Source organism: Pseudomonas sp. FW305-3-2-15-C-LB1 (assembly GCF_058787615.1).
Genome location: NZ_JBYSZX010000005.1, coordinates 164,010 through 179,240, shown reverse-complemented (window position 1 = coordinate 179,240; position 15,231 = coordinate 164,010). Strand labels below are relative to the sequence as shown.

The 15,231-nt window shown below is 61.9% G+C and carries 14 protein-coding genes; 11 read left to right on the top strand and 3 right to left on the bottom strand.

The window, feature by feature from the left end:
* Positions 1–2: 2 nt before the first annotated feature.
* The 11 genes from arnA (at position 3) to AC3WP7_RS12365 (ending at position 11,974) form a co-directional block, all read left to right on the top strand.
* Positions 3–1,994 carry a bifunctional UDP-4-amino-4-deoxy-L-arabinose formyltransferase/UDP-glucuronic acid oxidase ArnA gene (gene arnA / locus AC3WP7_RS12415; RefSeq protein ID WP_093530839.1) on the top strand — a complete coding sequence of 664 codons (1,992 nt, stop codon included), beginning with the start codon at positions 3–5 and terminating at the stop codon, positions 1,992–1,994.
* Positions 1,994–2,878: a 4-deoxy-4-formamido-L-arabinose-phosphoundecaprenol deformylase gene (arnD, locus tag AC3WP7_RS12410; protein WP_102591998.1), complete on the top strand. Its 885-nt coding sequence runs from the start codon at positions 1,994–1,996 to the stop codon at positions 2,876–2,878. Before arnA ends, arnD begins: the two co-directional genes overlap by 1 nt.
* A complete protein-coding gene (arnT, locus tag AC3WP7_RS12405; protein ID WP_102591997.1) occupies positions 2,875–4,530 on the top strand; it encodes a lipid IV(A) 4-amino-4-deoxy-L-arabinosyltransferase in 1,656 nt (551 codons plus the stop codon). The genes arnD and arnT overlap by 4 nt, the downstream gene beginning before the upstream one ends.
* Entirely contained in the window at positions 4,527–4,874 is a 348-nt protein-coding gene (arnE, locus tag AC3WP7_RS12400; protein ID WP_071488305.1) for a 4-amino-4-deoxy-L-arabinose-phosphoundecaprenol flippase subunit ArnE, read from the top strand. Before arnT ends, arnE begins: the two co-directional genes overlap by 4 nt.
* Positions 4,871–5,284 (top strand): 4-amino-4-deoxy-L-arabinose-phosphoundecaprenol flippase subunit ArnF, encoded by a 414-nt coding sequence (gene arnF / locus AC3WP7_RS12395; RefSeq protein ID WP_102591996.1) that lies wholly within the window; start codon positions 4,871–4,873, stop codon positions 5,282–5,284. Before arnE ends, arnF begins: the two co-directional genes overlap by 4 nt.
* On the top strand, positions 5,281–6,660 hold the full coding sequence (locus tag AC3WP7_RS12390; RefSeq protein WP_092243595.1) for a UDP-glucose dehydrogenase family protein: 1,380 nt from the start codon (positions 5,281–5,283) through the stop codon (positions 6,658–6,660). Before arnF ends, AC3WP7_RS12390 begins: the two co-directional genes overlap by 4 nt.
* 3 nt (positions 6,661–6,663) lie before the next feature.
* A complete protein-coding gene (locus AC3WP7_RS12385) occupies positions 6,664–8,286 on the top strand; it encodes an ArnT family glycosyltransferase (RefSeq protein ID WP_102591995.1) in 1,623 nt (540 codons plus the stop codon).
* A 168-nt stretch (positions 8,287–8,454) separates the two neighbouring features.
* Positions 8,455–8,688, top strand: coding sequence for a type VI secretion system contractile sheath small subunit (locus tag AC3WP7_RS12380; protein ID WP_139212853.1), 234 nt, complete (start codon positions 8,455–8,457; stop codon positions 8,686–8,688).
* Between the two features lie 175 nt (positions 8,689–8,863).
* On the top strand, positions 8,864–9,574 hold the full coding sequence (locus AC3WP7_RS12375) for an HPP family protein (RefSeq protein WP_102591994.1): 711 nt from the start codon (positions 8,864–8,866) through the stop codon (positions 9,572–9,574).
* A gap of 141 nt (positions 9,575–9,715) precedes the next feature.
* Complete coding sequence (locus tag AC3WP7_RS12370; protein ID WP_102591993.1) at positions 9,716–10,819, top strand: enoyl-CoA hydratase/isomerase family protein; 1,104 nt, start codon at positions 9,716–9,718, stop codon at positions 10,817–10,819.
* A gap of 3 nt (positions 10,820–10,822) precedes the next feature.
* Positions 10,823–11,974 (top strand): acyl-CoA dehydrogenase family protein, encoded by a 1,152-nt coding sequence (locus tag AC3WP7_RS12365; RefSeq protein ID WP_092243608.1) that lies wholly within the window; start codon positions 10,823–10,825, stop codon positions 11,972–11,974.
* Between the two features lie 138 nt (positions 11,975–12,112).
* On the opposite strand, the gene AC3WP7_RS12360 is transcribed toward AC3WP7_RS12365, so the two are convergent.
* Genes AC3WP7_RS12360 through AC3WP7_RS12350 form a run of 3 tightly spaced genes read right to left on the bottom strand, consistent with a single transcriptional unit; the run spans position 12,113 to position 15,219 of the window.
* The gene (locus AC3WP7_RS12360; RefSeq protein WP_102591992.1) at positions 12,113–12,886 is read right to left on the bottom strand and encodes an enoyl-CoA hydratase; all 774 of its coding nucleotides are present in this window, start codon (positions 12,884–12,886) and stop codon (positions 12,113–12,115) included.
* 11 nt (positions 12,887–12,897) lie between these two features.
* Complete coding sequence (locus AC3WP7_RS12355; protein ID WP_092243613.1) at positions 12,898–14,025, bottom strand: acyl-CoA dehydrogenase; 1,128 nt, start codon at positions 14,023–14,025, stop codon at positions 12,898–12,900.
* A 9-nt stretch (positions 14,026–14,034) separates the two neighbouring features.
* The gene (locus AC3WP7_RS12350) at positions 14,035–15,219 is read right to left on the bottom strand and encodes an acetyl-CoA C-acyltransferase (RefSeq protein WP_102591991.1); all 1,185 of its coding nucleotides are present in this window, start codon (positions 15,217–15,219) and stop codon (positions 14,035–14,037) included.
* Positions 15,220–15,231: the final 12 nt, after the last annotated feature.

The following is a 15,231-nucleotide window of genomic DNA, read 5'->3' as shown; positions in this document are numbered from 1 at the left end:
TCATGAGTTCAAAAGCTGTTGTATTCGCGTACCACGATATTGGTTGTGCAGGCATTGAAGCGCTGCTCAACACCGGTTACGAAATTGCTGCCGTGTTCACCCATGCCGATGACCCCAAGGAAAACAACTTCTACGGTTCCGTCGCACAACTGTGCGCGCGCAATGGCATCCCGGTGCACGCCCCGGAAGACGCCAACCACCCGCTGTGGATCGAGCGCATCGCCAAGCTGAACCCGGACTACATTTTCTCGTTCTACTACCGCAACCTGCTCAGCGAGGCCCTGCTGGCCACCGCCAGCAAAGGCGCGTTCAACCTGCACGGCTCGTTGCTGCCGAAATACCGTGGCCGCGCCCCGGCCAACTGGGTACTGGTCAACGGCGAGACCGAAACCGGCGTCACCCTGCACCGCATGGTCAAGCGTGCCGATGCCGGCGCGATCCTGGCCCAGCAGAAAGTCATCATCGAACGCAACGACACCGGCCTGACCCTGCACGCCAAACTGCGCGACGCCGCCAGCACCCTGCTGCGCGACGCCCTGCCGCAACTGGCCCAGGACAAGCTGACGGAAACCGCCCAGGACGAAAGCCAGGCCACTTACTTCGGCCGCCGCACTGCCGCCGATGGCAAGCTGGAGTGGAAAAAACCGGCTGAAGAACTGTTCAACCTGGTGCGCGCCGTGACCCAACCGTACCCAGGCGCCTTCTGCGCCGTGGGCGAACACAAGTTGATCGTCTGGCAGGCCGAAGTGGTCAAGGGCAACGAAGGCCTGGCGCCGGGCCGTGTGATCAGCGTCAACCCGCTGCGCATCGCCTGCGGTGAAGACTCCCTGGTGGTCAAGTTCGGCCAGCGCAACGCCGACGGCCTGTTCCTCGCCGGCCCAGCCCTGGCGGACGCACTAGGCCTGGTCGACGGCTCCGTGCTGCGCGGCGCCGAGTCCGGCCGCAAGCCACGGCGTACCCGGGTGCTGATCCTGGGTGTGAACGGCTTTATCGGCAACCACCTGTCCGAGCGCCTGCTGCGCGACGACCGTTATGAAATCTACGGCCTGGACATCGGTTCGGACGCCATCGAGCGCCTGCGCAGCCACCCGAACTTCCATTACGTCGAAGGCGATATCAGCATCCACACCGAGTGGATCGAGTACCACATCAAGAAGTGCGACGTGGTCCTGCCGCTGGTGGCCATCGCCACGCCAATCGAATACACCCGCAACCCGCTGCGCGTGTTCGAACTGGACTTCGAAGAAAACCTCAAGCTGGTGCGCTACTGCGTCAAGTACAACAAGCGCGTGATCTTCCCGTCGACCTCCGAAGTCTATGGCATGTGCCAGGACCAGTACTTCGACGAAGACACCTCCAACCTGGTGGTGGGTCCGGTCAACAAACAGCGCTGGATCTACTCGGTTTCCAAGCAGCTGCTGGACCGTGTGATCTGGGCGTACGGTGACAAGGGCCTGAAATTCACCCTGTTCCGTCCGTTCAACTGGATGGGCCCACGCCTGGACCGCCTGGATTCGGCGCGTATCGGCAGCTCCCGCGCAATCACCCAATTGATCCTGAACCTGGTGGAAGGTACGCCGATCCGCCTGTTCGACGGCGGCGAGCAGAAGCGTTGCTTTACCGACATCGCTGACGGCATCGAAGCCCTGGCTCGCATCATTGATAACGAAAACGGCGTGTGCGACGGCCAGATCATCAATATCGGCAACCCGGAAAACGAAGCCAGCATCCGTCAGTTGGGCGAAGAACTGCTGCGTCAGTTCGAAGCGCACCCGTTGCGTGGCAACTTCCCACCGTTCGCCGGTTTCCGCGACGTAGAAAGCAAGGCGTTCTACGGCACCGGTTACCAGGACGTGGCGCACCGCAAGCCAAGCATCGAAAACGCCAAGCGCCTGCTGGACTGGGAGCCGACCGTGGAAATGAGCGAAACCATCGGCAACACCCTGGACTTCTTCCTGCGTGAAGCCATGCTCGAAATCGCGGACAAAAAGTAATGGATGCAGGTCTTCGCATCGACGTCGACACCTACCGCGGCACCCGTGAAGGTGTGCCACGGTTGCTCGAGTCCCTGGATGAAGCCTCGGTGAAGGCAACGTTCTTCTTCAGTGTCGGGCCTGACAACATGGGGCGCCACTTGTGGCGTCTCATCCGCCCGCAATTCCTGTGGAAGATGCTGCGTTCCAATGCGGTCGGCCTGTATGGCCTGGACATCCTGCTCGCCGGCACCGCCTGGCCGGGCAAGCCGATCGGCCGTGACCTGGGGCATTTGATGCGCCAGGCCAAGGCCGCCGGGCACGAAGTGGGCCTGCACGCCTGGGATCATCACGGCTGGCAGGCCAATACCGGGCGCTGGAGCGAGGCGCAGTTGATCGAGCAGATCCGCCGTGGCGTCGACACCCTCAGCGACATCCTCGGTGAGCGCATCGACTGTTCCGCCGCCGCCGGTTGGCGCGCGGATGAGCGCGTGGTGCAAGCCAAGCAAGGTTTCAACTTTCGCTACAACAGCGATTGCCGGGGCACCAGCCTGTTTTGTCCAACCCTGGCCGATGGCAGTGCGGGCACCCCACAAATTCCGGTAGACCTGCCGACCTTCGACGAAGTTGTCGGGCCGGTGGTGGCTGCCAAAGACTTCAATGGGTTCATCCTCGACCGTTTTGCCGAGTCGAAACTCAATGTCTATACGATCCACGCCGAAGTGGAAGGGATTCTGATGGCCAACGATTTTCGCCAGTTGCTCGCCCAGGCCGGGCAGCGCGGCATCGACTTCAAACCACTGGGCGACCTGTTGCCGGCAGACGTGACCACCCTCCCCCAGCAACAACTGGTACGTGGCGCCTTGCCCGGCCGCGAGGGTTGGCTCGGAGTGCAGCAGGCATGATCCGCCGTTGGGCCTTGCCCCTGCTTCTGTTGGCGTTTGGCGTGTTCTACCTGCTGCCGCTGGCCACCCATGGCCTGTGGATCCCGGATGAAACCCGCTACGCACAGATCAGCCAGGAAATGCTGCTGACCGGCAAGTGGGCTTCGCCGCACTTCATGGGCATCCGCTACTTCGAAAAACCGGCGGCGGGTTACTGGATGATTGCGCTGGGCCAGGCGATCTTCGGGCAGAACCTGTTCGGCGTGCGGTTTGCCTCGGCCCTGAGCACCGGCTTGAGCATCCTGCTGGTGTACGGGGTGTCGCGTCGGCTGTGGAATGACCCGCGCAAAACCCTGGTCAGCACCGTGCTGTACATGAGTTTTGTCAGCGTGGCCTTGCTCGGTGGCTACGCCAATCTGGATCCGCAGTTCACCTTCTGGGTCAACCTGACCGGAGCCGCCCTGTGGTTCTGCTTCGACAGCACCACCCGCAACGGGCGCCTGGGGTCCTGGGCGTTGCTCGGTTTTGCCTGCGGCATGGGCTTTATGACCAAGGGCTTTCTGGCGTGGTTGCTGCCGGTGTTGATCGCCCTGCCCTATGCGATCTGGCAGAAGCGTTTGCGTGAGCTGCTGGGCTACGGCGTGGTCGCCGTGGTGGTGGCGATTGTCGTCAGCTTGCCATGGGCGCTGGCGGTGCACCGGCAAGAGCCGGACTACTGGAATTTCTTCTTCTGGCACGAGCATATCCAGCGCTTCGCCGGTGACGATGCCCAGCACGCCCAGCCGTTCTGGTATTACCTGCCGCTGTTGGTTGCGTTCTGCCTGCCGTGGGTGGCGTTGTTGCCGTCGACCCTCAAACAGGCGTGGCGGGACAAACGCAGCGCAAAAATCGGTTTTGTAGTGCTGTGGCTGCTGATGCCCCTGGCCTTCTTCAGCCTGGCCAAGGGCAAGCTGCCGTCCTACATCATGCCGTGCCTGCTGCCCCTGGCCTTGTTGATCGGCAATACCCTGGCGGACAAACTGGCCCAGGGTCGCAGCCGTGCGCTGCGCATCAACGGCTGGCTGAACCTGATCATCGGTGTAGTGGCATTGCTCGCGCTGACCTGGCTGCAAATGAAGAAGCCGGTGTACGAACACGGCCAGGAAACCCTCAGCCTGGTGTTGGTGTTCACTTTTCTGTTTGCCTGGATCCTGGTCAACCTGCTGCAGGCGGCCCGGCCTTTGCACCTGTGGGCCGCACCGGTACTCGGCAGTTGGCTGATGGTGGCCTTGTTGCCAGCTGCCCTGCCGCATTCAGTGGTGTACAACAAGACGCCTGACCAATTCATCATTGATCACCTGCAAGAACTGCAACCGGCCACGGCCCTGCTGAGCAATGACCTGGGCGCAGCGTCGGCGCTGTCATGGCGCCTGGCGCGCCCGGACGTGACGCTCTACAACACCGTCGGCGAAGTCAAATACGGCCTGGCCTACGCGGACGCCACGCACCACAAGGTGGATACCAGCCAAGTCCAGCAATGGATGAGCGATGCGCGCCAAAAGGGGCCGGTCGGCGTGGTCATGCGGGTCAAGGGCGACGACGAAATCGCCGAAGTCGACTTGCTGCCCAAGGACGGCAAGCGCTACGAACAAGGCAACATCGTGATCCTGATCTTCCCGCAGGCCGCGCAATGATCACCTTGCTGCTGTTACTGGCCGCCTGCCTGCTCACCTGCATGGGACAGGTCTCCCAGAAGTTCGCCGTGGAACGCTGGCGCGACCTGCCGGATGGCTGGGCGCTGAAACTGCGCTCGCCCTGGTTGTGGTCGGCGCTGGTGTGCCTGGGCCTGGGCCTGCTGGTGTGGCTGCTGGTGTTGCAACGCCTGGAAGTCGGTATTGCCTACCCGATGCTCAGCCTCAACTTCGTGCTGGTCACGCTGGTCGCGCGTTTTGTGTTCAAAGAGCACATCGATACCCGCCATTGGCTGGGTGTCGCGCTGGTGATCGGCGGCGTCGTGCTGCTGGGTCGCCAGGTATGAGCCGGATCCAGGGGTTTGCCCTGGCGCTGGGCAGCGTCGGCCTGGTCAGCGCGGCCCAACTGGGCATGCGCTGGAGCATGACGCGCCTGCCGCTGCCCAGCGCATGGCTGGATGCCTTGAGCCAGAACAGCATCGACCTGGGCGCCCTCGGCGTCGTGACCCTGGCGATCCTGGCATACGCACTGTCGATGCTCTGCTGGCTCGGTGCGCTCAAGCATTTGCCGCTGGGCCGCGCCTATTCGCTACTGAGCATCAGCTATGCCTTGGTGTACCTGCTGGCGGCCAGCCTGCCGGTGTTCAACGAACATTTTTCCGTTTCAAAAACCCTGGGGGTGGCCTTGGTCATCCTCGGTGTTCTGGTTATCAACTCTCGTCGTGCTAGCGCCACTAGTCCCAGGAATACCCCATGAAAATCAGTGTATTTGGTAGCGGTTACGTCGGTCTGGTGCAGGCCACCGTGTTGGCTGAAGTCGGCCACGATGTCATTTGCATGGACGTTGACAAGAACAAGGTCGAGTCACTGCAAAAAGGCCATGTGACCATCTTCGAGCCGGGGCTGGCTGCGATGGTCAAGGAAAACCTGGAGAGTGGGCGGCTGCACTTCACCCATGATGAAAAGTTGGCGGTGGAACACGGCGAAGTCCTGTTCATTGCCGTGGGCACGCCTTCGGACGAAGACGGCTCGGCCGACCTGAAATACGTGCTGTCGGTAGGCGACGCCGTCGCCCGCCACCGCAAAGAGCCGGTGATCCTGGTGGAAAAATCCACCGTGCCGGTCGGCACCGGCGACACCCTGCGCGCCCACATCGAAAAAGCCCTGCACCTGGCCGGCCGGCACCTGGAGTTCGATATCGTCTCCAACCCGGAATTCCTCAAGGAGGGCTCGGCTGTTGCCGACTGCCGCCGCCCGGACCGCATCATCATCGGTTGTGAGCGCGAAGAAGTGCGCGACGTGATGCGCGACCTGTACGCACCGTTCAACCGCAACCACGACCGCATCATCTTCATGGACCTGCGCAGCGCCGAGCTGACCAAGTACGCCGCCAACTGCATGCTGGCGACCAAGATCAGCTTTATCAACCAGATCGCCGAGCTGGCCGAACACCTGGGGGCGGACATCGAAGCCGTGCGCCTGGGCATTGGCGCCGACTCGCGCATCGGCTACCACTTTATCTACCCTGGCTGCGGCTACGGCGGTTCGTGCTTCCCCAAGGACATGCGCGCCCTGATCCACAGCGCCCGGCAAGCCAACTGCTCCAGCGACCTGCTGGAAGCGGTAGAAGCCATCAACCAGCGCCAGAAGAGCAAGTTGTTCGAGCGGATCAAGGCGTTCTTCAAGGGCGACCTGCGCGGCAAGACCTTTGCCCTGTGGGGCCTGGCGTTCAAGCCCAACACCGACGACATGCGCGATGCTCCCAGCCGCGTGCTGATGGAAGCGTTGTGGGCCGCCGGCGCCAACGTGCGCGCATTCGACCCGGAAGCCATGCAGGAAACCCAACGTATCTATGGCGATGACCCACGGCTGATGCTCATGGGCACCCCCGAATCCACACTGGGCGGTGCCGATGCGCTGATCGTCTGCACCGAATGGCAGCAATTCAAGGCGCCGGACTTCGACCTGATCCACCAGCGCCTGAAAACCCCGGTGATCTTCGACGGCCGCAACCTCTACGACGGCGAGCGCTTGGCACGCAAAGGCTTCCAGTACTACCCGATCGGCCGCGGTGATTCCTGCCAGTTGCCGATTCCCCAGCAACAGTGGCTGCCACAGGTTGTGGAAGCCTGAGACGTGAACAAAGCTCAACCGTCCCCGCTGAATGCAACGATCCGCCGCCAATCCCTTGGTCTGGGATTGCTGGCGTTGTTGCTGTTTATCGCCGGCAACTGGCACCAGGCAATCATCGGCTTCGACTCGCGCTTTGTGTTGTTTGCCCAGGAAATGCTGCGTCATGGCCCCAGCGTCTTCCCCACCACCTATGGGCAGCCTTATGCGGATTACCTGGCCACCTCGACACTGTTGACCTGGCTGGTTTCACTGCCCCTGGGCCAGGTCACCAGCCTCACGGCCTGGTTGCCCACGGCGATCGCCTCGGCGTTTATCGTCACCCTGGTGTATCGCCTGACAGCGCCCTACTCCCAGCGCTGGGGGCTGCTGAGCATTGCGCTCCTGTTGTTGAGCAGCAACTTCATCACCGAAACCCGTGCGGTGTCCCTCGACCAGATGCTGGCCGCCATCGCCCTGGCGGTGTTCTACCTGGGTTATGCCCATGATCACTTCCGGTCCGCTAAACGCCTGCATTGGCTGTACCTGCTGCTGATCCTGGGCTTTACCGTGCGTGGGCCGATTGGCCTGGTGATTCCTACGGGCGTGCTCTGCAGCTACTACCTGATCAACCGGCAATGGCGCCAGCTGTTCAGTTTCGGCTTGCTGGCGCTGGCGCTGCTGGTGGCATGCGTGGGCCTGTTGCTGCTGATGGCCAAGTTGAGCGGTGGCGAAAGCTTCATGCAGGACGTGATCCGCATGCAGTTCCTCGGCCGCATGGATGGCAGCGAAGGCTCGAGCGGCCTGCTGTACTACTTCACCAGTTCGCTGGGCAACTACGCCTTGGCGTATCCGATGGCGCTGCTGGTACTGCTGGCCATGGTGCTCAGCGGGCGCCGCGCGCCGGGACCGGCATTGCAGTTGGTGTGGTATTGCGCCGCCGCAGGCTTGCTGGTGATGGTCGGCCTGTCGATTCCCCAGGCGAAAAAAGCACGTTACGTGCTGCCGATGTTGCCCATGGCGGCGATCATTGCGGCATACCCGTTCCAGGTCGCACACGGACGGCTCTTCGCCGGGCTGCGTGGGCTGATGCTGGGGATCTGGACGTTGTTGCCGACGCTGTTGATCGTCGGCCTGCTGTTGGCACGACCGCGCTACCCTGAGCAGTTGAGCCATCTCGGCTGGGTGTTGGGCGTGCTGGGCGGCCTGCAGGTGCTGGCCTTGGTGACACTCTTCAAAAGCCGCCTGCGTCCGGTCGGGCCGGCTTTTGCCGCAGTGCTGGCAGTGTGGGCCTCCTATATCCTGGTGGTCGAGCCGCTGGAGCGCAGTATCTACGACACCCGCACCTTTACCTTGCAGGTTCATGAGCAGGTGATGCAGCAACGCGCGCCGGTGGTGCTGCATGGCTTGGGCAAAGACGCCAAGGCCATCAAGTACATGGTCAACCTCGATTGCGACCAAGTGCCGTTGTTCACTCAGCAAGCCGCCGACCTCAAGCCACTCCAGGGACCCGCCTGGCTGGTGATGAGCCAAGTGGATTACGAAGGCTTGCAAGACCCGCGCTTTCGTTCCATCACGCCGACCCTGACCGGCGAATTCGACCGCAACCCTTACGTGCTGCTGCACCTGGCCAAACCTGTGCAACCTTGAGTCTGCGCCAGCGCTGCCGGCGCGGAAAATTCCCACGCAGCTTTACGTAATAACTGGTGCCGTTTCTCTTTCCTGCGTCCAAAACCCAACGGTAAACTCGCTTGCCTGGTGCGGTATTCATGTACCGCCACAGGTCATGGGTGACCACAAGGACGAGAGGACAACGCCGTGCCAGATGATGCTTCGCTTGATAACCCAGCCTTGACCAGCACCGAAGTGCATGTCGGCTATATTCCCCTGCCACCGCTGGACCGGCTGATGGGGTTGCGCGACGCGTTGGTGGCGTTGAAAGGCCCGCTGGCCAGTGAACCCGGTTTGCAGGAGAACCTGCGCAAGCGTTTTTTCGATGAAGAGTTCAGTAATCGGGTGCTGGGTAAAGTCTGCTGCTCGATAGTAGTCTGACCGTATTCCAATTCATTATTTTTGCATTCAACCCTCATTAATATGCATTGGCGCCTCTGTTCCACGCGCGGCACACTGCATGGGTTCCTTCCCCCAAATGTTGGAACTTTCAAAGGGCTTTTCCGGGCAACCAGACAAGCCTTTTTTTTGCCCGCCGTTTATGGACTGCCTCCCAATGCTCGCTCGCTGGTTCCCCGCTGCTATCAATACCCGCCCCACCGAATGGAGCCGTGCCGCGATCGGCATGGCCCTTGGCACCTTGTTCAGCGTCTGGTTGTGCTCCCAGGTGTTTGGCATAGATGTCGCGTTGCACCTGCTTGGCCCGCTGGGTGCGTCGGCCGTCCTGTTGTTCGCCGTGTCATCGGGTGCCTTGGCGCAACCCTGGTCGATTATCGGCAGCTACCTGTGCGCAGGCGTGATTGCCTTGCTGGTCACCCGTGTCCTCGGCCCGTCGCTGGGCGGCGCCTGCCTGGCGGCCGGCATGACCGTAATACTGATGTGCTGGTTGCGCTGCCTGCACCCGCCCGCCGGTGGCCTGGCCATGACACTGGTCCTGGCAGACCCGGCGTCCGCCGCCCTGGGCTGGTATGAGCTGGGTGCGGTATTGCTCGGCGCCGGTGCGCTGCTGGCCTGCGCACTGGCGTATAACAACGCCACGCGCACGCGTTATCCCAAAGGCGCGGTGGAAGCACCGGCACCGCTACCGTTCAGCCCCAGGGCCGACCGAGACCCTGGTATTACCGCCGCTGATTTGACACTGGCGCTGGCGCAAATGGAGCGGTTCTACGATGTGGAGCCCAGCGAACTGGAACAACTCATCCACGCGGCGCAAACCCACGCCAGGCGCCGTAGCATCGGCGAAACACTGGCCAGCCGGTTACCCTGAGCCGGTCGTGCGCTTGCTGCATAAATGCAAAAACGACCTGCAGGATTGAAGGTTGTACTAGGCAAATTTGCACTGGTACGATCGCGAGAAGGTTCATCCGTGAACATCTTGATAAAGAACAATAAAAGCAGGGAGTTATCGATGACTGCTCAGGTTTCATCCGAAGCAAGCCACGCCCAAGTACTTCAGGACGAAGTCCTCGCCGAGGTCCGCAACCACATCGGCCACCTCACCCTCAATCGCCCCGCCGGCTTGAATGCCATTACCCTGGACATGGTGCGCAGCCTCACGTCCCATTTGCAGGCATGGGCTGACGATCCGCAGGTGTATGCCGTGGTCCTGCGCGGTGCCGGTGAAAAAGCCTTCTGTGCAGGTGGCGATATCCGTTCTCTGTACGACAGCTTCAAGAACGGCGACACCCTGCACCAGGACTTCTTCGTCGAGGAATATGCTCTGGATCTGGCCATCCACCACTACCGCAAGCCAGTCGTGGCACTGATGGACGGGTTTGTCCTCGGCGGCGGCATGGGCCTGGTGCAGGGCGCTGATTTGCGCGTAGTCACCGAGCGCAGCCGCCTGGCGATGCCGGAAGTGGCCATCGGTTATTTCCCTGACGTGGGTGGCAGCCACTTTCTGCCGCGCATCCCCGGCGAACTGGGGATCTACCTGGGCGTGACCGGGGTACAGATCCGCGCGGCCGACGCGCTGTATTGCGGGTTGGCTGATTGGTACCTGGAAAGCCACAAGCTCGCCGACCTTGACCAGAAGCTCGACCGCCTGCAATGGCACGACTCGCCGCTCAAAGACCTGCAGGGCGTGCTCGCCAAACTGGCCGTGCAGCAATTGCCCGATCCACCGTTGGCCGCTCTGCGCCCCGCCATCGACCACTTTTTCGCGCTGCCGGATGTGCCGAGCATCGTTGAACAATTGCAGCAAGTCACCGTGGCCGACAGCCATGAATGGGCGTTGACCACCGCTAACCTCATGCTGACCCGCTCCCCCCTTGCCATGGCCGTTACGTTGGAGATGTTGCGCCGCGGCCGGCGCCTGCCCCTGGAAGACTGTTTTGCCTTGGAGCTGCACCTGGACCGCCAATGGTTCGAGCGCGGCGACCTGATCGAAGGCGTGCGCGCCCTGATCATCGACAAAGACAAAAGCCCGCGCTGGAACCCGCCCACCTTGCACGGGCTGGCCCTCAGCCACGTTGAGAGCTTTTTTCATCACTTCGAGAAGGTTGCGAAATAAGCCATGCAAGACATTGAATACACTGAAGAACAAGTAATGATCCGCGACATGGCCCGTGACTTCGCCCGGGGTGAAATCGCACCGCACGCCCAAGCCTGGGAGAAAGCCGGCTGGATCGACGACGCCCTGGTGGCAAAGATGGGCGAACTGGGCCTGCTGGGCATGGTGGTGCCGGAAGAATGGGGCGGCACCTATGTCGATTACGTCGCCTATGCCCTCGCCGTCGAGGAGATTTCCGCGGGTGACGGTGCCACTGGCGCACTGATGAGTATCCATAATTCAGTGGGTTGCGGGCCGATTCTCAACTACGGCACAGATGAACAAAAACAGACCTGGCTGGGCGACCTCGCCAGCGGCCAGGCGATTGGCTGCTTCTGCCTGACCGAACCCCAGGCCGGTTCCGAAGCGCACAACCTGCGTACCCGTGCCGAACTGCGCGACGGCCAGTGGGTAATCAACGGGGCCAAGCAGTTCGTCAGTAATGGTAAACGCGCCAAACTGGCGATTGTATTTGCGGTGACTGATCCCGACCTGGGCAAGAAAGGCATCTCGGCATTCCTGGTGCCCACCGCAACCCCGGGATTCGTGGTGGATCGTACCGAACACAAGATGGGCATCCGTGCGTCCGATACCTGCGCCGTGACCCTGAACCAGTGCAGCGTGCCCGAGGCCAACCTGCTGGGTGAGCGTGGCAAAGGCCTGGCCATCGCGCTGTCCAACCTGGAGGGTGGCCGCATCGGCATTGCCGCCCAGGCATTGGGCATCGCCCGCGCGGCATTTGAAGCAGCGCTGGCCTATGCCCGTGATCGGGTGCAGTTCAACAAGGCAATCATCGAGCACCAGAGCGTGGCCAATTTGCTGGCCGACATGCAAACCCAGCTTAACGCCGCACGCTTGCTGATCCTGCACGCCGCACGGCTGCGCAGTGCCGGAAAACCCTGCTTGTCGGAAGCGTCCCAGGCCAAACTGTTTGCCTCGGAAATGGCCGAGAAGGTTTGCTCATCGGCGATGCAGATTCACGGTGGGTACGGATACCTGGAAGATTATCCGGTGGAGCGTTACTACCGGGATGCGCGGATCACGCAGATTTACGAAGGGACCAGTGAGATTCAGCGGATGGTGATCGCCAGGGAGTTGAAGAACTACCAACTTTGACTGCCACAGCACATAAATAATGTGGGAGGGGGCTTGCCCCCGATGACGGTGGGTCAGTCAACAGATGTGAAGACTGAACCACTGCTATCGGGGGCAAGCCCCCTCCCAGCTTTGATACTCAGTGTCTTTGACACCGGGTTATTTGTCCTTGAACTCCGGCGCGCGCTTGGCCACGAATGCCGCCATGCCTTCCTTCTGATCCTGCGTGGCGAACGCCGCATGGAACACCCGGCGCTCAAAGCGCACGCCTTCCGACAAGCTCACTTCGAACGCTCGGTTCACGCTTTCCTTGACCATCATGCTGATCGGCACCGACTTGCCGGCAATCAGCGTCGCGACTTTCAGCGCTTCGTCCAGCAGTTCATCGGCGGGTACGATACGCGCAACAATCCCGCAGCGCTCCGCTTCCACCGCATCGATAAGGCGCCCGGTCAGGCACATTTCCATGGCCTTGGCCTTGCCCACCGCACGGGTCAGGCGCTGGGTGCCGCCCATGCCGGGCAGTACGCCGAGGTTGATTTCCGGCTGGCCGAACTTGGCGCTGTCACCGGCCAGGATGAAGTCGCACATCAACGCCAGTTCGCAACCGCCGCCCAGGGCGAAGCCGTTGACGGCGGCGATGATCGGCTTGCGGCGGTTGGCCACGCGGTCGCTGTCACTGAACAGATCGTCGAGGTAGATCTGCGGATAGGTCAGCTCGGCCATTTCCTTGATGTCGGCACCGGCGGCGAAGGCTTTTTTCGAGCCGGTCAACACGATGCAGCCGATCTCCGGGTTGGCTTCAAGGCCGTCCAGCGCCTGGTTCAACTCGCTGACCAGTTGCGCGTTCAGGGCGTTCAGGGCTTGCGGGCGATTGAGGGTAATCAGCCCGACGCGGCCCTGGACTTCAAGCAAAATGGTTTCGTAACTCATGTATCGGCTCCTTAGAGATTGCGTGAGATGACCATGCGCTGGATATCGCTGGTGCCTTCGTAAATCTGGCATACCCGCACGTCGCGGTAGATCCGCTCCAGAGGGAAGTCGCTCAGGTAACCGTAACCGCCCAGGGTTTGCAAGGCGGCCGAACAGACTTTCTCGGCCATTTCCGAAGCAAACAGCTTGGCCATCGAGGCTTCCACCAGTGCCGGCTTGCCGCTGTCGCGCAGTGCAGCGGCGTAATGCACCATCTGCCGGGCAACCGCGATTTGCGTGGCCATGTCCGCCAGACGGAAAGCGACGGCCTGGTGCTCGATGATAGGTTTGCCGAAGCTTTCGCGCTCGCGGGCGTAGTCGCGGGCTGCTTCAAAGGCGGCGCGGGCCATGCCCACCGATTGCGAGGCAATGCCTACGCGCCCACCTTCCAGGTTGGCCAGAGCAATCCTGTAGCCTTCGCCCTCCTCCCCCAGACGGTTGGCGACAGGAACCTTCACGTCCTCAAACAGGATCTGGCAGGTATCGGAGGCATGCTGGCCCAGTTTGTCCTCAACCCGCGCCACGCTGTAGCCCGGCGAGTCGGTCGGCACGATAAACGCGCTGATCCCGCGCTTGCCCGCCGCCGGGTCGGTCACGGCAAACACAATCACCACGCCGGCGTTCTGTCCGGAGGTGATGAACTGTTTGCAGCCATTGAGTACGTAATGGTCACCTTCAAGGCGTGCGCGGGTCTTCAGGCTACTGGCATCAGAGCCGGCCTGGGGCTCGGTCAATGCGAACGCACCGAGCATGGCACCACTGGCCAGGGGCTTGAGGAATTGCTCTTTCTGCTGGTCGTTACCGAACTTGAGAATCGGCACGCAACCCACAGAGTTGTGCACGCTCATGATGGTCGAGCAGGCCCCGTCACCGGCGGCAATTTCTTCCAGCGCCATGGCGTAGGCCAGGTAACCGGTGTCGCAACCGCCCCACTGTTCCGGCACCAGCATGCCGAAAAAGCCCAGCTCGGCCATTTCACCAATGGCTTCCCTGGGGAACCGGTGCTCGCGGTCCCACTCGGCGGCAAAGGGTTTCAGGCGTTCCTGGGCAAATTGCCGGGCGGCGTCGCTGATTTGCAGTTGTTCTTCATTGGGCAGCATGGTGGTTCCTTAGTACAGGCATTCGACGGCCATCGCCGTGGCTTCACCGCCGCCGATGCAGATGGCGGCGACGCCACGCTTGAGGCCTTTCTGGCGCAGGGCCGAAAGCAAGGTCACCAGGATCCGTGCACCGGAGGCACCGATCGGATGGCCCAGGGCGCAGGCACCGCCATGCACATTGACCTTGGCATGGGGGATCTCCAGCTTGCTCATGGTCACCAGGCTGACCACGGCAAAGGCTTCGTTGATTTCGAACAGATCGACGTCACCCAGGCTCCAGCCGGTCTTGCTCATCAGTTTGCGGATCGCTCCCACCGGTGCCACCGGGAACAACCCCGGCTCGTCGGCGAACGCCGCATGCCCATGGATCACCGCCAAAGGCTTGAGGCCACGTTTCTGTGCATCGGACTGGCGCATCAGCAACAAGGCCGCCGCACCGTCGGAAATCGAGCTGGAGTTGGCCGCCGTCACGGTGCCGCCTTCACGGAAGACCGGTTTCAGGCTGGTGATCTTGTCCAGCTTGGCCTTGGGCGGCTGTTCGTCATGCAGGATGGTTTTCTGTTCTTTGCCCAAGGTGACCTGCACCGGGACGATTTCTGCGGCAAAGCTGCCATGGGTAATAGCTTCTTGCGCCCGGGTCAGCGAAGCGATGGCGAACGCATCCTGGGCCTCGCGGGTAAAACCGTTGTGCAGGGCGCAGTCTTCGGCAAAGGTGCCCATCAGGCGGCCCTTGTCGTAGGCGTCTTCCAGGCCGTCGAGGAACATGTGATCGAGCACCTTGCCGTGGCCCATGCGGTAGCCGCTGCGCGCACGGTCCAGCAGGTACGGCGCGTTGGACATGCTTTCCATGCCACCGGCAATCACCACGTCGACGCTGCCGGCCAGCAGTGAATCATGGGCCAGGATCGCGGCCTCCATGCCCGAACCGCACATCTTGTTGAGGGTGGTGCAGCGCGTGCCCTTGTCCAGCCCGGCGCCCAGCGCAGCCTGACGTGCCGGTGCCTGGCCGAGGCCTGCGGGCAGTACGCAGCCGAACAGTACTTCATCCACGGCGTCGGGGGCGACACCGGCACGCTCGACGGCGGCGCGAATCGCAGCGGAACCCAACTGCGGCGCGGTCAGGCCCTTGAGGTCGCCCTGGAACCCACCCATGGGCGTGCGCACAGCGCTGACGATAACGATAGGATCGGTCATGGGAATTGCTCC